The sequence below is a fragment of the Sinomonas humi genome (genome assembly GCF_000802235.1).
GTDB lineage: Bacteria > Actinomycetota > Actinomycetes > Actinomycetales > Micrococcaceae > Sinomonas > Sinomonas humi.
The window spans coordinates 99,814-121,091 of the sequence record NZ_JTDL01000079.1 but is presented as its reverse complement, the minus strand read 5'-3'; the positions used below and the strand labels follow the sequence as shown (position 1 = coordinate 121,091).

Sequence of the window (21,278 nt, the reverse complement as noted above, 5' to 3'; positions counted from 1 at the left end):
CTCTGCTTCCTTACTGTGGCGTTGTGACTTGCCCAAGGGGGCGTTGTGACATGGCGATTTGGGTAGTGGGAGGCTGCGACAGCCTCGCGGTTCCGGGGTCCAGGATCTGCGCGAGGTGCAGGCCCGGCCTCGAGGAATCGAGCTGGTCCACCTGTCTCGCGCACGAGAATCCGTCGGTCAGCACGGCAACGTCTCCCTCGGCGCCCCGCAGAGCGGGTGCGAGGGCGTTCTCCGCGACCTGCATGCTGACCTCGTAGTGCTGGGCCTCGAAGCCGAAGTTCCCCGCGACGCCGCAGCAGCCCTCGGCGTCGACGATGTTCCGCACGCCGGCTGCCTTGAGCGCTGTCCGCTGGGCCGCGGCCCCGAAGACCGAGTACTCGTGGCAGTGCGTCTGGAGCACAGCCTGCTCCGGCACGGGCTTCCCAGGGGAGGGCTCCCAGCCGGTGGAGACCCGGTCGGCGACGTGCGCAGCGAAGCTGCGCACGCGTGCCGCGACCCGCTTGGCCTGCTCGGTGTGAACCAATTCGGGCAGGTCCTTGCGCAAGGCAGCGGCGCAGCTGGGTTCGACGACGACGATCGGCCGGTCGGTGCCGTCGTCGAGCGCTTCGGCAGCCTTGGAGAGCAGCCGCTTCGCCGTCCCGAGCTGGCCCGTGGAGATCCAGGTGAGCCCGCAGCAGGCGTCGGCGGAGCACTCGACCGGCTGGCCTGCGCCCGCGAGCACTCGGGCAGCCGCTCCGGCGACCTCGGGCCGGAAGCCGCGCGTGAACGTGTCCACGAACAGCACCACCGAATCTGCGCCGTCGGCCCCACCCGCCGTTAGCACGCCGGCCTCGGCCACTTCGCGGCGCCACTCGCCCGCCCCCGCGAACCGCGGGAGGGCTCGCTTGGTGGTGAGTCCGCCCGCCGCGGCCGCGACCTTGCCGAGCGGCGTCGCGAGGACGGCGTTGACGAGTGCCGAAAGACGGCCGGTGAGCTTGAGCCAGCGCGGGAGCCAGCCGAGGGAGAAGTGCGAGAGCGGACGGATCCGGCCGCTGTAGTAGTGGTCGAAGAACTCCGACTTGTACGTGGCCATGTCCACCCCCGCCGGGCAGTCGGTCGAGCAGGCCTTGCACGCGAGGCACAGGTCGAGCACCTCGCGGACCTCCTCGGACTTCCAGCCCTCCTCGACCGTGCGGGCGCCGCGGACCATGTCCTGCAGCACCCGGGCCCGGCCCCGCGTCGAGTCCTTCTCGTCGCGGGTGGCCCGGTAGCTGGGGCACATCACCCCGCCGCTGTCCGCGCGGCAGCGCCCGACGCCGATGCAGCCCTGGACCGCGTGGACCCACGGGTCCGTCCCGTGCGATGCCGAGGAGGCCGGGTGCAGGTCGAAGCTCGTGCGCCATTCGCGCTCCGGCACGCCTGCCAGGGCGAGGTGGGCATCCATGGGGTCCGGGTCCGTCATGGACCCCGGGTTCAGGATCCCCGAGGGGTCCCACAGCCGGCGGGCCTCGGCGAACGCTGCCATCACGGCGGGCGAATACATCAGCGGCAGCAGCTCGGAGCGGGCGCGGCCGTCTCCGTGCTCCCCGGAGAGCGAACCCCCGTGCCGGACCACGAGCTCCGCGGCGCGGCGAGTGAACTTGCGGAAGACCTCCCTGCCCTCCTCGCTGCGCAGGTCGTAGGTGATGCGGATGTGCATGCAGCCCGCGCCGAAGTGCCCGTACATGACCCCCGTCAGCCCGTGCTCGGCCAAGAGTCCGCGCAGGTCCGCGAGGTAGTCGGCCAGACGCTCCGGTGCGACTGCGGAGTCCTCCCAGCCGGGCCACGACTCGCCCCCTGATGCGAGGCGCGAGGACAGGCCGGCGCCGTCCTCCCGGACACGCCAGAGCGATGCCCGTTCGGCAGGGTCCGCCGCGGCACGGCCCTGCACGAGCCGCCCGTTCTCCGCGAGCCGGGCGAGGAGACGGTCCGCGAGGGCGCGCACCGAGCCGGGATCGTCGCCGTCGAGGTCGACGAAGAGCCAGGCATGGCCCTCCGGCAGGCCCAGGACGGAGTCCGGCCCCCGGCGATGCCGCATCGTAGCGACGATCGCCTCGTCGGTGCCCTCCACGGCGGCCGGGGAGAACTCGAGGATCGCCGGGATGTCGCGGGCGGCGTCGACGACGTCCTCGTAGCCGAGGCACACGAGCAGCGCCGCCGCTGGCTTGGGCACGAGCTTCATGCGGGCGCCGACGACGACGGCCCACGTCCCCTCGGAGCCGACGACGGCCCGGGCGATGTTGAACTTCTTCTCCGGCAGGAGGTTCTCAAGGTGGTAGCCCGAGACCTGCCGGGGGATCCTGCCGAGCTCGAGCCGGAAGCTGCCCAGGTTCTCCTGCGCGAGCTGTTCCAGAGAGCGGGTGAGGGCCTGAGCGCGGCCGGCGGAGAAGCTATCGGCGGGATCGGTGGCCCGCAGTCCCGTCTCGGTCGCCGTCACCCGCGCCCCGTCGGAGGTCACGAGGTCGATCTCGGCCACATGGTCCGAGGTGCGGCCGTAGCGCACGGAGTGGTTGCCACAGGCGTCGTTGGCGATCGCTCCCCCGACCGTGGCGCGGTTCTTGGACGACGGGTCCGGCGCGAAGGTGCGCCGGCCGCCTGTGGCACGCTCCACCTCGCGGGAGAGCACGGCCAGGATCACCCCGGGTTCCACGTCCACTGTCCCGGCCTCCTCGTCGATGGCGAGAACCCGGTGCATGTGCCGCGAGAAGTCCAGGACGAGCCCGGGGCCGACGGCGTTGCCCGCCATCGAAGTCCCGCCACCCCGGGCGATGACCGGCGTGCCGCTCGCACGGCACGCCCCCACTGCGGCCACGACATCCTCCACCGTGCGCGGAAAGGCGACGGCGACGGGCTCGACCCGGTAGTTCGAGGCGTCATAGGAATACTCCGCACGCCGCCGCGGCGACGCATCCACGGGCACCCCGGCCGCCGCAAGTTCGCCGAGGAGTGAGGTTCGGGTGCGCGTTTCCAGCATCCGAGCCTCAGGACTGAGCGGCTGCGGGGACCGCCCCGGTGACCGTCGCAACGGCGGCCTCGAAGCGCTGCAGGCCGAGGGTGATCTCGTCCTGCGTGACAACGAGCGCGGGGATGAGCCGGACGACGTTGCCGGACGGGCCGCACGTAAGAGTGAGGAGACCCTGCCCGGTCGTGGCCTGCTGGACCGCGGCAGCCGTCGCAGCGTCCGCGGTCCCGTCCTCAAGGGTGAACTCGATACCCTGCATGAGGCCGAGGCCGCGCACGTTCCCGATCGCGGGGAAGCGGCTCTGGATTTCCTTCAGGCCGCTCTGGAGCTCATCGCCGCGGACGCGGGCGTTCTCGACGAGGCCTTCCTCCTTGACGACGTTCAGGGTCGCAACAGCCGCCGCGGCGGAGACGGCGTTGCCGCCGTAAGTCCCGCCTTGGGACCCGGGCCATGCCTTGGCCATGGTCGCGGTAGGCGCAGCAATCGCGGAGATCGGGAAGCCCGAGGCGATGCCCTTTGCAGTGATGAGGATGTCCGGAGTGGCGGACGAGTGCTGGTGACCCCAGAACTTTCCAGTGCGGCCGATACCGGCCTGCACCTCGTCGAAGATGAGCTGGATTCCGTGGCGGTCGGCGCGCTCGCGCAGCCCTTCCATGAAGGCAGGCGGGGTCGGCAGGTAGCCGCCGTCGCCCAGCACGGGCTCGATGAGGAAGGCGGCAGTGTCATTGGGAGCCGTGCGAGTCTGGAAGAGGTAGTCAAGTTCCTTGAGCGCGAACTCGACGGCGGTCTTCTCGTCCCAGCCGTAGCGGAAGGCGTAAGGGAACGGTGCCATGTGGACGCCGGGCATCAGTGGCGAGAAGCCCGCCGAGAAGCGGGTGCCCGCCGTCGTCAATGACGCGGCCGCGACGGTGCGGCCATGGAATCCGCCCTGGAACACCACGATGTTGGGGCGCCCCGTCGCCATGCGGGCAAGGCGGATAGCAGCCTCGACCGCTTCCGAACCGGAATTCGCGTAGAAGACGGAGTCGAGGCCGGCCGGGAGGACGTCGCCGAGCATCTCGGTCAGCTCGAGGAGCGGCTTGTGCATGACGGTCGTGTACTGGGCGTGGATGATCTTGCCGACCTGCTCGCGCGCCGCCTCGACGACGCGCGGGTGGCAGTGGCCCGTGCTTGTCACACCGATGCCAGTGGTGAAGTCGAGGTAGTCCTTGCCGTCCGTGCCGTGGATCCAGCTTCCGAGGGCGTGGTCCACCACGACCGGGGTGGCTTGCTTGAGGATGGGGCTGAGAGTCGTCATGTCGACCATTCTGATGGGCCAATTGAATGATTGTCAACAATAATCATGTTGCGTAAGGTTGAGGATGTGAATGAGCTCAAGGATTCCCCCGTCCGCCGGGAGCGACCCAAGGTAGTCGTATTGACCTCGCCGACCACCACTCCCCCCTACAACCTTGAGAAACTCGAGGAACAGGCCGAGCTCGTCTGGGCCACGGCGGACTCATTGCCGGACGCCTTGCCCGGCGCGGAGATCCTCTTCGTCTGGGACTTCTTCTCGACCGCCCTCCGGGACGCTTGGGACCACGCAGATTCCCTCCGCTGGGTCCATGTCGCCGCCGCAGGCGTGGATACCCTCCTCTTCGACGGCCTGCGCGACTCCGACGTCGTCATCACGAACGCCCGGGGAGCTTTCGACGGGCCCATCGCGGAGTTTGTCCTGGCCTCGATCCTCGCCCACGACAAGCTCCTGCATGAGAGCAAGGACCTCCAGCGGCAAAGCGTCTGGCGGCACCGGGAGGGCGCGCTCACAGCCGGCAGCCATGCCCTCGTTGTCGGCACCGGCGGCATCGGGCGTGCCATCGCGCGCCTCCTGCGCGCCGTCGGAATGGAGGTCATGGGCGCGGGCCGATTGGCGCGCGACGACGATCCCGACTTCGGGACCGTGGTCCCGACCGAAGAGCTGGCCCGCCACGTTGCCTGGGCAGATCACCTGGTCCTGATCGCGCCCCTGACCGAGCAGACCCGCGGGATCGTCAACGGAGAGGTCCTCGCTGCGATGAAGCCCACAGCGCACCTCGTGAACGTTGGCCGGGGACCGCTCGTCGACGAGCCAGCCCTCGTCGACGCCCTTCGCTCGGGTTCGATCGCAGCAGCATCGCTCGACGTCTTCACCGAAGAGCCCCTTCCCCCGACGCATCCCTTCTGGGGAATGCCCAATGTCCACATCTCCGCCCACATGAGCGGCGACGTCGTCGGTTGGCGGGATACCCTTGCCGATCAGTTCGCCGACAACCTCGTGAGGTGGCGCCGGGGCGAGGAACTCGCGAACGGAGTGGACAAGCAGCTGGGCTACGCGCGGGGACGCTGACGATCTCGCGAGAAAAGCAAACGGGTGGGGCCGGAGAACTCGGCCCCACCCGTCGTCTTGACGAAATGGATCAGATCTCGACGACCATGCTGATCTCTACGGGTGCCCCGAGCGGGAGTTCGTAGACGCCCAGCGCGGCCCGCGTGTGCCGACCGGCTTCGCCGAAGCACTCCTCCAGCAACTCGGAGGCCCGATTGGCCACGGCGGACTGCTCATGGAAGCCCTCGGCCGAGGCGATGTAGACGGTCATGTTCACGATTGACACGATCCGGTCCAAGCTGCCGAGGTCTGCCTTGAGGGAGGCCAGGCAGTTGAACAGTGCGATCTCGGCGGCTTCCCTGCCACGCTCGATGTCCACCTGTTCGCCCAGTTTGCCCTCCACGAGCATTCGCCCCTCCCGATAGGGGGTGTTGCCCGAGGTGAAGACGAGGTTTCCCACCCTTTTCACCAGAACATAGCTCGCCACGGGCTGCTGAACGTCAGGTAGCCGGCGCTCAATCTCGCGAAGGGCCTCGCGCTCTCCTGTGGGAGTTGCGTTGATCGACATCCCGCGGCCCTATTCTTCCTCGGCCCGCTCGATCACCATGCGCTCGCCCCGGGCGCCGCCCATCCAGATGTCCTGGCTCGCGGCGGCGAGTTCTTCGAGCCCCTCGACGATGGTCCCGTACACGTTGCCCGGGACCCAGCCGACATCACCGTTGAGGAGGAGGTTGTTGCGCCCATAGAAGTAGGCGAGATCGATCAGGAGGCGGCTCTCGTTCGTACCCGCTTCGGTCTCGTAGCCGTAAGCAGGGTTGTTCAGCACCCCTTCGAAGGTGAAGTAGCAGAGGTCCCCAGGGATGGGCGTGATCGTCTGGTTCTCCGGCCCCGGCTCCTCCTGGGCGAACGGCGAGACGAGGGTGTAGATCTCATTGCGGGCGAACTTTCCGTGGAACACGTCCCCCTTGAGCGGCAGCGCCTGCCAAACGGCCTCGGCCGTCCGGGGTGCCTCCTCGTCGAGCAGCCGCGCACGGGCTGTCACGCCGCGCTTTTCCAGAGTGATCGTGATGAAGCGGGCCATCGTTCTCCTAGCCTCTCCGGCGTCGTCAGGACGCCTGTGATTGTCTACAATCCAACTGTAGACTTTAGTGGACCACTCGCAAACCCATCAGGAGGGATTCATGAGCACCGTCGCCATCCTCTACCCGGGCCACAGCGCCGAAGACGAGTTCGTCGAGCTCGAAGGCATCGTCGCCGGGGCCCGCTTCCCCGTGATTCACACGTGGGAGGGCAGTACCGACCACGACGTCGACGCGCTCCTCAAGCTGGGATCCCGCGATCTCCTCGAGCCCCCGTCGAAAGAAGCCGGCGAGGCGGGTGCAGACGCAGTCATGTGGGCCTGCACCTCCGGCAGCTTCGTCTATGGGTGGGATGGCTGCGCCGAGCAGGCCGGGTGGGTCGCTGCCGCGAGCGGTGCGCCGTCGTCGTCGACCTCTCTCGCGTTCGCTGCAGCGCTCCGCCATCTGGGACTGTCGCGGGTCAGCGTTGCCGCAACCTACCCCGAGGACGTGGCCTCCCACTTCGTGGAGTTCCTCGGCAAGGGCGGGATCACTGTCACGACGCTGTCCACCTACGACGTCCCGAGCGGCGAGGACGCCGGCCTCCTTGGTACCGACTGGGTTCTGGACGTGGCAAGGGCCGCCGACATCTCTGGCGCAGAAGCCCTCCTGATCCCTGACACCGCACTCCACACCCTTGCGATCATCAGCGAACTCGAGGCGGCGCTCGGCATCCCCGTGCTCACGGCGAACCAAGTGACGGCCTGGCAGGGGCTCAAGCTCGCCGGGCATCCCGCCACCGCCGAGGGCCTGGGAAGGCTGTTCGAAGCCCGCTGAGATCCTCACCGAGGCGGGGTGAAGCGGGCCAAAAGCGGACGACGACGGCTGGCCCCCGAAAGGGCGGGCCGTCGTCGTCCGCTGCGTCAGGCCGCGAGGCTGCCGCTTGCCTCCGCAAGCCTGGCGCCGCCGGGGAGCGACAGGCCGAGGCGGCGCAGGCCGGCCCAAGCCGTCACCTGGTTCGCCGTCACGATCGGCTTTCCGAGCTCCTGCTCAAGGGGCTCGATGATTTCGAACGTGGGCAGGTTGGTGCAGGCAACGAACACCGCTTCCGCGGCTGGGGAGTCCGCTCGGCGGACGAGATCGGCCGTCACGCGGTAGGGAACGTGCCAGATGAGCTTGTCGAGGCCCAGACCCTCGCAGCCGGTTACGGCTCGGCCTCCTTCAGCCAAGAAATCCTCAAGGCGGACAGTGAGCTCCGGCAGGTAGGGAGTCGCGACCGCGAGGCGCGTTATCCCGAGAAGGTCCAGTGCCTCGATAAGAGCCTCGGAGGTGCTCACTGCTGGCGCATCGAGCTCCTCGGAGATGGCCTGGGAGATCCTCGCTGCTCCTGCCACCCCGTTCACAAAGCTTCCCGACGTGCATGCATAGACGGCCGCCTCGGGCGAGATGGCCTTGAGGCAGCGGGCCGTCGGGCGGATCTCCTCGTCGTCTCCGATCGTGGCCGCCATGGTCGCGTCGACGACGAGGGGATGAAACGGTGTGCGCGCGAACGCGAGCGTCACCTCTTCGGGCATCCATCGCCACAGCTCACGGTCGAGCGCCATGTCATAAGGGCTCACGACCCCGAGGACTCGCTGGACTCCCGGGCCTTCTGGATCAAAATCTGTTGCGCTAGTCACACTTCATCTTCCCATAATGTCTGATCGTCAACAATAATCAGAGGGGAAGGAGAATGCTGTGACCCATGACCCGGATGTCGCCCCTCAGGGGCTTGCCCCTCAACGGCCCGCCCTGTTGGATGCCTACGCGGCGGCCCTCCCGCCGGCCCCTAGACCCGCCGGGAGCTACACCCCTGTCACCGAAGCGGGCCCGCTCGTCTTCACCGCCGGCCACACTCACGCGATCGAGGGCGCTCTTGATTTCAAGGGATGTGTGGGGACCGACGGCGGGCCTAGCCTGGATGACGCGCGAGAGTGCGCCCGCGCCGCCGTCCGGAACTGCCTGGCAACTCTGAACCGCCATCTGGGAGGCCTGGACAGGATTGAACAGGTCGTTCAAATGACCGGGTACGTCGCGGCCAGCCCGGACTTCGAGGACCACCCGCGAGTCCTGGACGCGGCCTCAGAGGAGCTGATCACCGTCTTCGGAGAGCGAGGACGCCCGTCACGGGCCGCCGTCGGCGTCGCAAGTCTCCCCGGCGGGGCGGTGGTCGAGGTGAGCCTGACCGTCTCGGCTCGCCCCGCCACAAGGGGGCCCGAAGTGACGGACTCCGAAGTGAGGAAGAAGCAATGAAGTTCGCGGCAGGTCTCCGGCCCCTTAGGCCGGGACGAGAGAAATGGGCGCCGACAAAGGGCGCCCACATCCAACTCCGGCAGTGGGGGCAGGTGCTCCGCGACGGCGTCATCGAGGACGTTATGCCCGACCGGGCCGGCTTCTGGCTGGGGGCAGACGGAGCCGATTCCCGGCTTTTCGTCCATCTCAACTACGACGACATCGAGGTCTGGGTGCCCGAAGGGATCGGGCGCTCCCAGCGGCGAGTCGCCTGAAATGCAAGCGAATCAGATCGGAGACATGACATGAGAACAACAATTCCGCCTCGTCTGGGCACCTCTTCTGCCTGGCGGAGAGCGGCGCCTGCGCGCACCGGCGAGCACTGCCCTCTGACCGGCTGGTGGTCGACCGCCGGAATTGGGGAAGCCCAACAGTTTTCGGTCTTCCTCTCGAAAGGGAGCCTCATGCCATCAGCTGGGGGAAAGCCCACCGTCTGGAGCCTCTCAGCCTGATTCCGCAGGCACCCGCGCTCCCACCCGGTTGTGTTTTCCCAATCGGTCGGGAGCGCGGCGCGTCGCGGCCACATCACGTGTCGCAGGCAGAGAAGTGGGCTGGAGCGTGAGGTCCCGCCCAGCCGGCCCGCGCACGCCCGAGCAGCTGACACCACCCCTCTTGCAGCTGACACCACTTTGGTGTCATTATGGCGTCATGGAACTGGATCGCTACGTCGCCGACCTCCGCTCCCAGCTCGCCGTCTCCGCCGAGACCGCTGGGGAGGAAGTCCGGGGACTGGTCGAGCAGCTGAGTCTCTCACTCGACTCGGCCGCCCGACTCGCGCTGCTGGAGGCACTCAGCGACGCGGCGAGCGAGATCACCCGCGAGCTCGCCCCGGGTTCGGTCGATGTACGTCTCCGGGGTCGCGACCCGGAATTCGTGGTGTCGCCCCCTCCCACCGTCGAGTTCACCGACGCGCGCACAACACCGGCGCCCACACCGGTGGAGACGGGGAACGAGGGCAGCTCGCCGAGCGCCGACGCCCTGGACGACACCGTCACCTCACGCACCACCCTGCGCTTGCCCGATCAGCTCAAGGCCCGCGTAGAACGGGCCGCCGCGCAGGATGGCATCTCTCTCAACGCCTGGCTGGTCCGTGCGATCGCGGCCGCCCTCGAACCAAAGAGCCGTCGGACCGCGCAGCGCGAGCCGCGCTCGGGAGACAGCTTCATGGGCTGGGTCCGCTAGCCCAAGCCCATCTCATCTACGTCCCGCGGCTGCGGGACCGATCCGTCATGCCCGCAGACCCCGGCACAGAAGGCCGGGCATCAGGAGGTCACCATGCCCAGATACAAGACCGACGGCCCGATCGACGCCGTCATCGACCTCGGCGTCGGCCACGTCGAAGTGCTCGCCTCCCCCCGCGGCGAAGTGGTCGCGGAGGTCGTCCCGACGAACCCCGGCCGCAATGGGGACGCCTCTCTCGCAAGCGAGGCGACCATAACCTTCGACGCCGGCCGGCTCCGCATCCGGGTCCCGCGCCGGCGAAACCTGTTCGGCCCGGGAGACTCCGTGGATGTCCGAGTCGAGCTGCCCACCGGGTCACGGGTCGACGTCGACAACGCCTACGGCTCCGTGCGGACTCGTGGCGAGCTCGGCGAAAGCAGCATCACTGCGAAATACGGCACCATCACCGGTGACACGATTGGGGGCCTGGTCCTCGTCTCGCCATACGGGAGCGTCGACATTGAACGCGTCGCCGGCCGGCTTGACGCAACTCTCGGACACGGTCAGGTGCGGATCGGCCGGGTTGACGGCGAAGCCCGGGTGCGTGGCTCGCACGGAACGATTGATCTCGGAACCACCGGAGGGCCAGTCGAAGTCACGACGTCGGGTCCCCTCACCATCGACCGGGCGCTCGACGATGTCACCGCCAAGAGCGCGCACGGGGCCATCCGCGTGCGGGAGGTGACCGGCGGCTCGATCCGGATCGAGAACGGTTATGCCGAGGTCGAGGTCGGCGTGCCGGCGGGGTTGGCCGCGTGGCTCGACGCCTCGTCCCTGCACGGCGCCGTTCGAAACGAGCTGACCCCAGATCCCGAGGCGGCGACGAGCGGCCGCACCGTCGAACTGCGCCTCCGCTCCAATTGGGCAGACGTCAGCGTCCGCCGCGCGGGCCTCGGCACCAGAAGGGAAGCAGCATCATGACCATGGCCATCACCGCCCGCGGACTGACGAAGCGCTACCGCGAGCAGACGGTCCTCGACAGCGTCGACCTCGATGTCACGGCCGGCACCGTCCTTGCCCTGCTCGGCCCCAACGGTGCGGGCAAGACGACCACCGTGCACATTCTCTCCACCCTCGTGCGGCCGGACGCAGGGAGCGCGACAATCGCGGGCCGCGATCTGCGCCGAGACTCGCAAGGCGTGCGTGGCGCGATCGGCCTCACGGGCCAGTTCGCAGCAGTCGACGGCCTGCTCACGGGCGAGGAGAACCTCAGGCTCATGGCGGACCTGCGGCATCTAGGCCCACGCGTCGGCCGCCGCCGCGTCGCTGAGCTGCTCGAACGATTCGACCTCACCGAGGCCGCCCGCAAGCCGCTCGTGACCTACTCCGGCGGAATGAAGCGCCGCCTCGATCTGGCCATGACGCTCGTCGGGACGCCGCAGATCGTCTTCCTCGATGAGCCGACCACCGGCCTCGACCCCCGCAGCCGGCAGACCATGTGGGAGATCGTCCGCGAACTGCTCGACGACGGGGTAACCATCTTCCTCACCACCCAGTACCTCGAGGAGGCCGACCGGGTCGCGGACCGCGTCGTCGTGCTCGACCACGGCCGCGTCGTCGGCGAAGGCACGCCCAGCGAGCTCAAGGCTCGGGTCGGCACGGAAGTGCTCATCGTCACCGATCGCGATGGCACCGTCCGTCCTGAGATCCCGATCGACGGGACGGTCGGGGGACTTCGCGACGTGCTCGCGGCTATCGACGGGGACGAATCGGCGAGCGTGAGTCTACGCGCGCCGAGCCTCGACGACGTCTTCTTCGCGCTCACGGGGAGTTCGTCGTCGTACGACGACGCCGCGCCCGCCTCCGCATCGGCGCCCGCCTTCATCACCCGGGAGGAATCATGACCGCCACAGCTTCCACCGTCGCCGACTCGGGGACGATGTTCCGCCGCAACCTTCTCCACATGCTGCGCTACCCGGGCCTGACCGTGTTCGTCATCGGCATTCCCGTGCTGCTTCTGCTGCTTTTCGTCTACGTGTTCGGCGGCACCCTCGGCGCGGGCCTCCCCGGGGGCGGGCGGGGAGCAGACCAGGAATACCTCGCCTACGTCGTCCCGGGGATCCTGCTGATCGGCGTCGCCGGGATCGCTAACGGAGCTTCGATCGGCATCGCGCAGGACATGACGGAAGGCATCGTCGCCCGCTTCCGCTCGATGGCGATCTCGCGCGCCGCCGTCCTCAACGGACACGTCCTTGGCAACACGGTGCAAGGACTGCTGTGTCTCGCCATCGTCATGGGGGTCGCGCTTCTCATGGGCCTGCGGCCAGCGGCCGGGGTGTTCGCTTGGCTCGTGCTCGTCGTCTTCCTCGCCCTGGTCTGCTACTCGGTGTCCTGGATGGCCGTCGCGATGGGGATGAGCAGCAAGACCGTCGAAGGTGCCAGCAATACTCCTATGATCTTCACGCTCCTTCCGTTCCTCGGCAGCGGCTTCGTGCCAACCGCCTCGATGCCGGGTTGGCTACAGTGGTTCGCCGACGCGCAGCCGTTCACGCCGTTCATCGAGACCACCCGCAGCCTGCTCGCCGGGCAAGCACCCGACCCGCGCTACGGCTCGGCGTCGCTCATCTGGTGTGCGGCGTTCATCGCCCTGGGCTACTTCTGGTCACGAGCGCTGTACGAGCGCAAGTCGGTGAGATCATGAGGTAAACTTCCGCCGCGACTCTCGCCGCCCAGCGGTTCACACTCGTTCTGCCCCTTCCCGTTTCGGGTACGGCAACTCCCCCTTTTATCGCGTTCCGGGAGCAGCTATTCCTCCCCACGGAGCTTTCGGGTACGGCTAGCGAAGACCAAAGGCGGACGACGGCGCGCGGTGCTTTCGTCGTCGTCCTCGCCTTCAAGCGCAGGTGAGTTGGCGTACCCGAAACGACCAGGGGCGCGAGTTGGCGTACCCGAAACGACCAGAGGCGGGGTTGGGGTTAGGATCCGCCCCACTTGGGGTGCGGCGTCTCGGGCCCCTCGTAGGGCCGGTCCCCGTAGAACTCCTGCAGGCGGTCGAGCTCGTCCCGCAGCTCCGCGAGTACTGACGCGTACGCCGGGTCCGCGATGACGTCCACGAGCTCGTGCGGGTCGGCCTCGAGATCGAACAGCTCCCACTCGCTCGGCTCCCGTTCGGGCGAGGCGCCGGGCACTCCCAAACCGTCGCAGTAGTAGTGGATCAGCTTGTGCGTCCGCGTTCGGACGCCGTAATGGGCGGGCACGTTGTGGCTCGGGTCGCGATGTTCCCAGTAGCGGTAGTACATCGACTCGGGCCAGCCGGGAACCTGCTCCCCCCGGAGGAGCGGCCGGAACGAGCGGCCCTGCGAAGTCGGCAGCGCCGAGGCAGGGTCCAGTCCGCAGAAGTCGAGGAAGGTCGCCGCGAAGTCCGCGTTGGAGACGATCGCGTCGCAGCGGCTCCCGGCTGGAATCTCGGCGGGCCACCGCACGAGCAGCGGCATCTGGAGCGACTGCTCGAACATGAGCCGCTTGTCGAACCAGCCGTGGTCGCCGAGGAAGAAGCCCTGGTCGGAGGAGTAGACGACGATCGTGTCCTCGGCGAGCCCCTGGGCGTCGAGGTATTCGAGCAGGCGGCCCACTCCGTCGTCGAGCGCTTGGACGCACTGGAGGTAGTCCCGCATGTACCGCTGGTACTTCCAGCGTGCCCGCTCCCCCGCACGCTCGGGGCCCTCGAGCTCCGGCGGCGTCGGCTCCTTGACGTCCTCCTCGGTGAGGTCGTCGGCGATGCTCATGCGCACGGAGCGGACGCACTCCGCCAAGTTCGCGTGGTCGTCGTCGAACGTCTCCGGCTCAGGGATGGAGCCGACTGGGTACAGGTCGCGGTGCTTCTCGTCCGGGATCCACGGCCGGTGGGGCGCCTTGTGGTGCACCATGAGCGCGAAGGGGCGGCCCGGATCGCGGTTGATGAGCCAGTCGAGCGCGAGATCCGTCACGAGGTCAGTCGCATACCCGTGGAGTCGCCGTTCGCCCTCCGGGCCGATCATGACGGGGTCGAGGTAGTCGCCCTGGCCTGGGAAGACGAGCCAGTCGTCGAAGCCGCGGGGCCTGGCCCTTGGGGACTCCCCGAGGTGCCACTTCCCGTAGAGCGCTGTCGCGTAGCCCGAACCATGGAGCACGTCCACGAACGTGGGCACGCGGTAGTCGAACTCGGCGAAGATCCCGGGAACGCCGTTGATGTGGCTGTAGGTCCCCGTGAGGATCGTGGCGCGCGAGGGACTGCAGATCGCGTTCGTGCAGTACACCGAGCCGAGGCGCGCTCCTTCCCTGCCGATCCGGTCGATGGCCGGCGTCGTGTTGACCCTGCTCCCGTATGCCGAAATCGCATGTGGGGCGTGATCGTCGGAGAGGATGAAGAGCAGATTCGGGCGGTTCATCGGCTGGCTCATCGGGCCCGGACGATTCCCAGGCGCAGAAGGCTCTCCGCGCAGGAGACGGCGGCCTCCTCGTTCGAGCGCGGTTCCCACCCGAGCATCCGCCGCGCCTTCTCGTTGCTGGCGGCCCGAATGATGTTGAGCTGCGATGAGATTTCACGCACGGGAGGGACGACGACGGCGAGCGCCTTGAACACCCAAGCTGGCGCCGTGCGCGTAGTCACCTTCGACGCTGCCGACCCCAGGGCGTCCCGCAACGCGAGCGCGATCTCGTGGAAGGAGATCGGCTGCCCGGCGACGGCGAGGAAGCGCTGCCCAGCGGCTTGGGGGTCGATCATCGCCCGGAGGTGGAGGTCGGCGACGTCCCGAACGTCGACGATGTTCATCCACATGGGCGGAGCGGCAGGCAGCTGGCCGCTCAAGAGAGTCGAGACGATCCGGATGGAGCTCGAAAGGTGCGGGCCGAGCACCGGCCCGAGGATCCCGACGGGGTTCACGACGGCGAGTTCGATCCCGCCCTCGCGTTCGACGAAGTCCCAGGCGGCGCGCTCCGCGATGGTCTTCGACTTCACGTACGGGCTGATTCCGCGAGCGCTCAGATCCGTCCAGTCGTTCTCGTCGAAGACGTGCTGCTTGTCGGGGTGCCCGTAGCCGACCGCAGCGAACGACGACGTCAGCACCACCCGCCGCACTCCGGCGTCGCGCGCTGCCCGCAGGACCCGCCCCGCACCATCCCGCGCAGGGCCAATCAGCTCCTTCTCGTCCTTCGGCTGGACGCTCGGAAACGGAGAGGCCACGTGGAGCACGTAATCGGCCCCGTGGGCAGCTTCGGCCCAGCCGCTGCCAGCCCTCAGATCGGCCGTCAGATACGTGACGCGCTCCTGATGCGGCGCTCCCGCGATCGCGAGCATCCGCTCGACGGCGATCCGACGGTCCGGCGAGCGAACGGTTGTACGGACGCTGTGGCCGGCGGTGAGGAGCTGCACTATGGCGTGGGCCGCCACGAATCCAGAGCCGCCCGTCACGAGCACTGTGGCCACGGCCAATTCACCCCTCGCCGCCGAGCTTCGCGGAGAGCTTTCGCCGGAGGCGGTCGTAGCGCGCCTCCGCCTCGGCCGCGAGCTGGAGCTCCCTCGCATGGAGCCGACCGTAGGTGAAGGCGTTCTCGCCGCGTCCGTATGCCTCGACCCCAAGCCGCTGAACAAGTTCCGCGGTGACGATCGAATCTTGATGCTCGCCCAACGTCTTCTGGATCTTCTGCGCGCGGCGGCCGAGTCGCGCAGCCTTCTTCGCCCCGAACGGGGCGGCCGCCTCCGCCGAGTACCGAAGACGCTTGGCCGCCTTGCGCACGTCGTGGAGTGCGACGTCGTGCTTATCGGTGCCCTCGGTTCCCTCCGCCGTCTTCACGGCAGCGCGGAGGCGCTTCGCATCGCGGCGCACGACGCCGGAGACGGTCGCCTTGGTCGCCCACTTTCCGTCGACCTCCCCAGCTGAGTCGACCAGCTCTGTGATGCCGTCGAGGAGCCGGAAGTACCGCTCCGAGCCAAGGGCGTCCTTGAGCTCGCGCGACGCCTCGGCGTGCTCAGCGCCGAGCGACTCGTCGAAGGACCGCCTCACCGGGCCGAGCACCAGCTCGGCCTGCTCGCTCTCCACCCGGCCACGCAGGCGCTCGCGCATGACCTCGGCGTCCCGCACCCTCCCGAGGACCCGGCCGAACCATTGGAGCTCATCACGCAGCTCCCGTCCGGCCTCCGGGTCGAGGTCCTTCCGGAAGGCCGAGAGGCACGAGCGCAAGCGCCGCATCGTGATGCGGAGCTTGTGGACGGAGTCGGGTGTGGCGAGGCGTACCTCGGGATCGAGCTGTTCCCATCTCTCCAGCAGCTCCGCGACATACTCCACGAACGCGCGCTGCACCTTCCCCGGCTTGCGCTGTGCAGGGCCCTCATCACGGGTGACCCGGGGAACTGAAGCGGCGAGCGTCAGAAGCGAACTGCTGCGGCCGCCGGGCTCCGCTCCCGATTCGGCGAAAGCCGTGCGGAGTTCCTTCGCCAGCCGCTTGTTGCTCGGCTCGCGCACCTCGTAGTCCCACAACCGCCACGCCCTTGGTCCGCCGTCGGCAATGAGGGGCTCCGCGCGGTGGTGCTCGTCGGCTGCCTCCGCGAGTTCGCCGCCGTCGTCCGCAATGAGCAGGGCGATCCGCCGGACAACGGTCACGTCCGCGCTCCTCACAAGCTGGCGCCCGCGCAGATAGAACTGAAGGCCGTCCGTCAGCGAGGCGGGCAGGGACTGGTGCGAGCCCAGAGGCTCGACGGCACTCCGGCCGTCGGGGAGCTCAAGGTGCCAGCCCTCCCGTGGGCCGCCTGTCCGGCGGTAGAGGACGATGCCATGGGAGCCGAGCCGGAAATCCTCGGTGTCGAAGAATTGCTCCTCGAAGACTAGATCCTCGCCGCTGCGGACCTCGGCGACGTCGCTCAGCGAATCGAACTCGGGAAAGCGGCCGGCCACAGACGCATCGAAGGTGCCGTGGGCGGCCGAAGGGGTCCTGGCCATAGCGCATTCTAGGCATCGCATGCCGCGCTGCCCCATGGCTCGCGCGGAAGAAGATGCCAGCGTGCCTTGAGGAGCCCGTCCTCTAGCGGTGGGAGAAAATGAAAGGCCAAACGGAAAGGAACATTCGCCCATGCCCTTGTACCTCGACGACCTGCAGGCCGGACAGATCTTCGTGACGCCGGGCCGCACGATCACCGAAGCGGACGTGATGTCATTCGCCGCCTGGACGAACGACAACAACCAAGTGCACACCGACGTGGAATTCGCCAAGAACACGCGGTATGGGCAGCGCATTGTGCACGGCATGCTCGGGGCATCCCTCTGTCTCGGCCTCATCGCCCGCACCGGCGTCTTCGAGGGGAGCGCGGTCGCCTTGCTGGGAATCGACCAGTGGCAATTCACCGCGCCGGTCTTCATAGGCGACACGCTCACGTGCACCGTCGAAATCCTGTCCACGCGGGCCACGAGCTCGGGCAAATATGGCATCGTCGAGCGCCAGCTGACCCTGCGCAACCAGCACGGGGAGACCGTGCAGACCGGACGCATGGATGTCATGGTGACGACTGGGCCGGTTGGCTGAATCGGTCAGGAATCGAGAAGCGCCCGGAGCCGGGCGGGACCTAGTGTGAAGACAACACCGATGATCGTCAGGAGGCCACAATGCCGTACGCCGTAGATTTCAAGGACGTCTCCACCGTCGGATTGGAATCATCCCCAGTCGCCGAGGCGTTGGCAGGACTGCGTGCCAACGAGGCGAGGTATTACAAGAACAAGTACGATCACGTTTTCACCGTGACGCCCGCGAACGAGGCCCCGGAAATCCTCGACTGGGTGAACCGCATCCTTTCCGAAGAGCGAAACCTCGTCATCGCTTCCCGCCCGCTCGAGGTGACCTCCTTTGAGGTCGACGGTCTTCGCATGGCCTACGTCTTCTACGAATCCGGGCTCTCGATAAACGTGATGTATGGGATTGAAGAGGGAGCGAAAAGGGCTGTAGGGTTCAAGCTCTCCGATGGCATGGAAGTTCCCGAAGAACTTGCCGGGACCTTCAAATTTGCCCGGCAGAAGTCGAAGTTGGCGGGGACGATCCGCGGCTCCTTCTTTGTGATTAAGGGCGAGTACTGACGGGGATCAGGTGGTCGCCCAAGCGACCGGAAGATGCTTGAGCCCATAGACGATCGAGCTGTCCATTCGCGTCAGGTCTTCCGCCGACCGGAGGGCGAGGCCGGGGAGCCCCCTCAGGAGTGCGGTGAGTGCGATGCGGGCTTCGAGCCGGGCCAAGGGCGCTCCCAAGCAGAAGTGGATGCCCTGGCCGAAGGCGAGGTGGCGGTTGGGCGTCCGGTCGATGTCGAACTCCTCCGGGGCGGGGAACTGCCGTTCGTCGTGGTTCGCTGAGCCGATCCAGGCCACCAGACGGGCGCCCGCGGGGATCTGCTGGCCCGAGAGCGTTACGTCCTGGGCCGCGATGCGGTACATGGACTGAACGGGAGAGCGGAAGCGCAACACCTCCTCGACGGCAGCCGGAAGTGCGTCGCCGTCGGCCCGGAGCCGCTCCACGAGGTGCGGGCGTTCCAAGAAGGTAAGGACCGCGTTGCCCAGCAGATTTGTCGTGGTTTCGTTGCCGGCGACGAGGAGCAGCGCGCAGAATCCGAGCAACTCCGGCACTGACAGATGCTCGCCCTCGATCTGGGCGGCGAGCAGCCGGCTGATCAGGTCTTCACCCGGGTCGCTGCGCCGGTGCTCGATCATGTCCAGGAAGTAATGACCCATCTCCTCCTGGGCCTCGCTGTGGCCGGCGGCTGGCGCCGGGGCACCCGCCCGCGTCTGGCTCACTACCACGTCCGACCATCGTCGGAACCGATCGCGATCCTCGGGCGGGATCCCCATGAGCTCCGCGATGACGATCACGGGCAGCGGGTAGGCGAAGTCGTCGATCAGGTCCATCTCCCCGGCGGCTGCCGCCCGCCCAAGCAGCTCGTCGGAGATTTCAGTGATCCGCGGAGCGAGCGCGTCGACGGCGCGCGGGGTGAACGCCTGGGTCACGAGCGACCTCAGCTGACGGTGGCGGGGAGGGTCGGTGCTGATCAGGCTCGAGGCGAAAAGGCCGCCTTGGCCCGGGCCCCGGCTCCCCGCCAGTTGCGATGAAAAGACGTGGTGGTCCGAGAGGACGCGTTGGACGTCGTCGTATCGGAAGACATTCCACGCCTGCCGTTGAGCGTCGAACAGGACTGGCGATTCGTCCCGCAGACTTCGGTAGAGAGCAAACGGATCGAGTTGCTGGGTCAGTGCTGGCAGAGCGTCCACGGTGTCCTCCCGGCAACCAAGGAATAGGGCGGTTTCCCGCCGCCGCCAGTTTACGTCCGCGCCTTGCTGCCGAGGACTTTGTATTCCCCGCCTTACCATCTCAGTATGCTGATGCAGCCAGAACGCCTTACTGTCCGTTCGGAAGCTGACGGGCTGGGCATCTCAGTCCTCCGTTGGGAGGCCGTCGGGGAGAAGAAGGGCTCGGTCCAGATCTCGCATGGCATGGCCGAGCACAAGCACCGCTATGCCCGTCTCGCAGAAGAACTCGCACGAAACGGCTTCACGGTCTACGCATCGGACCACCGTGGACACGGAGAGTCGGTGTCAGAGTCGGTGCCGTTGGGAGACTTCGGCGAAGCTGGCTGGGACGGATTGCTGAACGACCTCGCTCAGCTTGGGGGCTGGGTCCGAGAGCGTGAAGGTGCCCCGGTACTCCTCCTTGCCCACTCGATGGGCTCCATGGCCGGCCAGCAGGTCATTTTGACCCACGCGGACCTTTACGACGGCGTCGTCTTCTCTGGTACCTCTGCGCTAGATGAGCTCGCTGCCGCCGCTGCGGAGAGCGACTCGGAGGGATTGCAGTCGTTCAACGAGCCGTTCGAGCACCGGACGGGCTTCGAGTGGCTCAGCCGTGACGCGGACGAGGTGCAGAAGTACATCGACGATCCCCTCTGCGGTTTCGACCTCTCAGAGAAGGCCTCGAATGGGTTCTGGTCGTCTGGATCGGCCGCGGCCGACCCGGAAAAGCTCGCGGGCGTCAAGGAGGATCTCCCGATCCTGCTGATCTCGGGCGAGGCCGATCCCGTCGGCGGGGGCGATGGCAGGTGGGTCCACAAAGTCGCCGACCGCTACAGGGAAGCCGGCCTGCACGACGTCGAAACCCGCCTTTACCCGGAGGCGCGCCACGAACTCTTCAACGAGACAAATCGCGACGAGGTGACCGCCGAAGTCGTCTCGTGGCTCACGCGAGTTTCGACCGCACCGTCTCGCTGACCGTCTTGCCCGGCGGTTCCATGGGCAAGGATCCTTCTGGCAGCACGCCTAGCTTCTCGAGTTGTAGGGGCTACCATACAGCCGTGTCCAATGAGCTGATCGAGTCGCTCCTCGCCGAGGAGGACCGCTGCGCCCAGGAGTCGCACCGTGCCCGCTGGGAGATGCTCCGGGCCGCGGAAAGGCGCCAGGAGGCGATGTTCGGACTTCAGGCCGAGGGCCTCTCTATCCGGGACATAGCGAAGAGGCTAGGATGCAGCCCGAAGGTCGTCCAGGACTCCATCGAAAAAGCCAAGCGCCGCCGACCGCCCATGGAGCGCCGGGAGCAGCGCGTCTCGTGGGAGCTCCATCGGGCGATTGCCGACCGACTGCGGCAAGACCCGGCCCCGATCCTTGAGGTCGCGCGCAGGAACATCGATCGAATGAAGGACCGGCGCCGCGACGAGTACGCGCGCGGATGGGTCGAAGAATGGGAGCGCCTCGTCGAAGGCGATGTAAGCGCCCTCATCGATAGGATGCTGGGCACCGACGAGCGCGCCATCGACCTCCGGCAGATGACGCCGTTCGCAGGAGCTCTCAGCCAGGCCGCCCGCCTTGTCGCGATCCACAAGGCGGTCGCCCGTGCGACGTGACCAGCTCGAGCACGCGATCCGCGCCGCGACGGAGATCATTCGGCAGGACGCGGTCATCGTCATCGGCAGCCAGGCCATCCTCGGCAGCTACGACGAGGACGACCTCCCGGAGGAAGCCACCCTTTCCGACGAGGTTGACATCTGCCCACTTGAGGACGATGACGCTGAATCCTTGGCGACAGAGCTGGACTCGGTCATCGGAGAGATGTCTATGTTCCACGAGACACACGGCTTCTACATTCAGGGAGTGGGCCCTCACACCGCTGTTCTCCCCTCCGGATGGCCCGACCGGCTTGTGCCCGTCGAGAATGACAACACCAACGGCCGGACCGGGCTCTGCCTCGAGCCCCACGACCTCTGCGCTGCGAAGCTGATCGCCAATCGCGAGAAGGACCACCGATTCGTCCGTGCCCTCCTCGATGAGAACTTCGTGCAGGAGGACATCCTGAGGCAGCGACTGGCCATGACCGAGGGCCAGGACGATCAGGTGGCGCTGGCTTAAAT

Annotated in this window: 22 protein-coding genes; 13 read left to right on the top strand and 9 right to left on the bottom strand. The window is 67.6% G+C overall.

Features of this window, described 5'->3' with window-relative positions; translation table 11 throughout:
• Positions 1-10 precede the first annotated feature (10 nt).
• On the bottom strand, positions 11-2,992 hold the full coding sequence (locus LK10_RS05590; RefSeq protein WP_043120831.1) for an FAD-binding and (Fe-S)-binding domain-containing protein: 2,982 nt from the start codon (positions 2,990-2,992) through the stop codon (positions 11-13).
• Positions 2,993-2,999: 7 nt separating this feature from the next.
• Positions 3,000-4,277 carry an aspartate aminotransferase family protein gene (locus LK10_RS05585; protein WP_043120829.1) on the bottom strand — a complete coding sequence of 426 codons (1,278 nt, stop codon included), beginning with the start codon at positions 4,275-4,277 and terminating at the stop codon, positions 3,000-3,002.
• 45 nt (positions 4,278-4,322) lie between these two features.
• On the opposite strand from LK10_RS05585, the gene LK10_RS05580 reads away from it, so the two are divergent.
• Positions 4,323-5,345 carry a D-2-hydroxyacid dehydrogenase gene (locus tag LK10_RS05580; protein ID WP_052206994.1) on the top strand — a complete coding sequence of 341 codons (1,023 nt, stop codon included), beginning with the start codon at positions 4,323-4,325 and terminating at the stop codon, positions 5,343-5,345.
• Between the two features lie 70 nt (positions 5,346-5,415).
• Here the strand turns inward: LK10_RS05580 and LK10_RS05575 are convergent, their stop codons facing one another.
• Both LK10_RS05575 and LK10_RS05570 read right to left on the bottom strand, forming a co-directional pair.
• The gene (locus LK10_RS05575; protein ID WP_043120828.1) at positions 5,416-5,892 is read right to left on the bottom strand and encodes a RidA family protein; all 477 of its coding nucleotides are present in this window, start codon (positions 5,890-5,892) and stop codon (positions 5,416-5,418) included.
• Positions 5,893-5,901: 9 nt separating this feature from the next.
• Positions 5,902-6,405 carry a DUF3830 family protein gene (locus tag LK10_RS05570; protein ID WP_043120826.1) on the bottom strand — a complete coding sequence of 168 codons (504 nt, stop codon included), beginning with the start codon at positions 6,403-6,405 and terminating at the stop codon, positions 5,902-5,904.
• Between the two features lie 100 nt (positions 6,406-6,505).
• On the opposite strand from LK10_RS05570, the gene LK10_RS05565 reads away from it, so the two are divergent.
• On the top strand, positions 6,506-7,219 hold the full coding sequence (locus LK10_RS05565) for a maleate cis-trans isomerase family protein (RefSeq protein WP_043120825.1): 714 nt from the start codon (positions 6,506-6,508) through the stop codon (positions 7,217-7,219).
• 86 nt (positions 7,220-7,305) lie between these two features.
• Here the strand turns inward: LK10_RS05565 and LK10_RS05560 are convergent, their stop codons facing one another.
• Positions 7,306-8,061, bottom strand: coding sequence for a maleate cis-trans isomerase family protein (locus tag LK10_RS05560; protein WP_043120823.1), 756 nt, complete (start codon positions 8,059-8,061; stop codon positions 7,306-7,308).
• A gap of 58 nt (positions 8,062-8,119) precedes the next feature.
• Here LK10_RS05560 and LK10_RS20745 point away from each other — a divergent pair, with 58 nt between their 5' ends.
• From LK10_RS20745 to LK10_RS05530, 6 genes are all read left to right on the top strand, one after another.
• Positions 8,120-8,674, top strand: a complete 555-nt coding sequence (locus LK10_RS20745; protein ID WP_052206993.1) for a RidA family protein — start codon at positions 8,120-8,122, stop codon at positions 8,672-8,674.
• Positions 8,671-8,928, top strand: a complete 258-nt coding sequence (locus tag LK10_RS05550; protein ID WP_043120820.1) for a hypothetical protein — start codon at positions 8,671-8,673, stop codon at positions 8,926-8,928. The genes LK10_RS20745 and LK10_RS05550 overlap by 4 nt, the downstream gene beginning before the upstream one ends.
• Before the next feature lie 433 nt (positions 8,929-9,361).
• Positions 9,362-9,895 carry a toxin-antitoxin system HicB family antitoxin gene (locus LK10_RS05545; RefSeq protein ID WP_043120819.1) on the top strand — a complete coding sequence of 178 codons (534 nt, stop codon included), beginning with the start codon at positions 9,362-9,364 and terminating at the stop codon, positions 9,893-9,895.
• Positions 9,896-9,988: 93 nt separating this feature from the next.
• Positions 9,989-10,855 carry a DUF4097 family beta strand repeat-containing protein gene (locus tag LK10_RS05540; protein ID WP_043120818.1) on the top strand — a complete coding sequence of 289 codons (867 nt, stop codon included), beginning with the start codon at positions 9,989-9,991 and terminating at the stop codon, positions 10,853-10,855.
• Positions 10,852-11,778, top strand: a complete 927-nt coding sequence (locus tag LK10_RS05535) for an ABC transporter ATP-binding protein (RefSeq protein ID WP_043120816.1) — start codon at positions 10,852-10,854, stop codon at positions 11,776-11,778. The genes LK10_RS05540 and LK10_RS05535 overlap by 4 nt, the downstream gene beginning before the upstream one ends.
• The gene (locus LK10_RS05530; RefSeq protein WP_043120814.1) at positions 11,775-12,575 is read left to right on the top strand and encodes an ABC transporter permease; all 801 of its coding nucleotides are present in this window, start codon (positions 11,775-11,777) and stop codon (positions 12,573-12,575) included. Before LK10_RS05535 ends, LK10_RS05530 begins: the two co-directional genes overlap by 4 nt.
• 274 nt (positions 12,576-12,849) lie before the next feature.
• On the opposite strand, the gene LK10_RS05525 is transcribed toward LK10_RS05530, so the two are convergent.
• The 3 genes from LK10_RS05525 to LK10_RS05515 are packed head-to-tail and all read right to left on the bottom strand — an operon-like array spanning position 12,850 to position 16,848.
• The gene (locus tag LK10_RS05525; RefSeq protein ID WP_052206992.1) at positions 12,850-14,313 is read right to left on the bottom strand and encodes a sulfatase family protein; all 1,464 of its coding nucleotides are present in this window, start codon (positions 14,311-14,313) and stop codon (positions 12,850-12,852) included.
• On the bottom strand, positions 14,310-15,338 hold the full coding sequence (locus tag LK10_RS05520; protein WP_043121023.1) for an SDR family oxidoreductase: 1,029 nt from the start codon (positions 15,336-15,338) through the stop codon (positions 14,310-14,312). Before LK10_RS05520 ends, LK10_RS05525 begins: the two co-directional genes overlap by 4 nt.
• A gap of 7 nt (positions 15,339-15,345) precedes the next feature.
• On the bottom strand, positions 15,346-16,848 hold the full coding sequence (locus LK10_RS05515; protein ID WP_043120813.1) for a CYTH and CHAD domain-containing protein: 1,503 nt from the start codon (positions 16,846-16,848) through the stop codon (positions 15,346-15,348).
• A 130-nt stretch (positions 16,849-16,978) separates the two neighbouring features.
• On the opposite strand from LK10_RS05515, the gene LK10_RS05510 reads away from it, so the two are divergent.
• Positions 16,979-17,428 (top strand): MaoC/PaaZ C-terminal domain-containing protein, encoded by a 450-nt coding sequence (locus tag LK10_RS05510; RefSeq protein WP_043120810.1) that lies wholly within the window; start codon positions 16,979-16,981, stop codon positions 17,426-17,428.
• A gap of 80 nt (positions 17,429-17,508) precedes the next feature.
• A complete protein-coding gene (locus tag LK10_RS05505) occupies positions 17,509-17,973 on the top strand; it encodes a hypothetical protein (RefSeq protein WP_043120807.1) in 465 nt (154 codons plus the stop codon).
• Positions 17,974-17,979: 6 nt separating this feature from the next.
• Here the strand turns inward: LK10_RS05505 and LK10_RS05500 are convergent, their stop codons facing one another.
• Entirely contained in the window at positions 17,980-19,152 is a 1,173-nt protein-coding gene (locus LK10_RS05500; protein ID WP_043120805.1) for a cytochrome P450, read from the bottom strand.
• Positions 19,153-19,257: 105 nt separating this feature from the next.
• Here LK10_RS05500 and LK10_RS05495 point away from each other — a divergent pair, with 105 nt between their 5' ends.
• From LK10_RS05495 to LK10_RS05485, 3 genes are all read left to right on the top strand, one after another.
• Positions 19,258-20,145 carry an alpha/beta hydrolase gene (locus LK10_RS05495; protein WP_231567621.1) on the top strand — a complete coding sequence of 296 codons (888 nt, stop codon included), beginning with the start codon at positions 19,258-19,260 and terminating at the stop codon, positions 20,143-20,145.
• An 83-nt stretch (positions 20,146-20,228) separates the two neighbouring features.
• Entirely contained in the window at positions 20,229-20,774 is a 546-nt protein-coding gene (locus LK10_RS20740; protein ID WP_052206991.1) for a hypothetical protein, read from the top strand.
• The gene (locus tag LK10_RS05485; protein ID WP_043120802.1) at positions 20,764-21,276 is read left to right on the top strand and encodes a DUF6036 family nucleotidyltransferase; all 513 of its coding nucleotides are present in this window, start codon (positions 20,764-20,766) and stop codon (positions 21,274-21,276) included. Before LK10_RS20740 ends, LK10_RS05485 begins: the two co-directional genes overlap by 11 nt.
• The last annotated feature ends 2 nt before the right edge of the window (positions 21,277-21,278 follow it).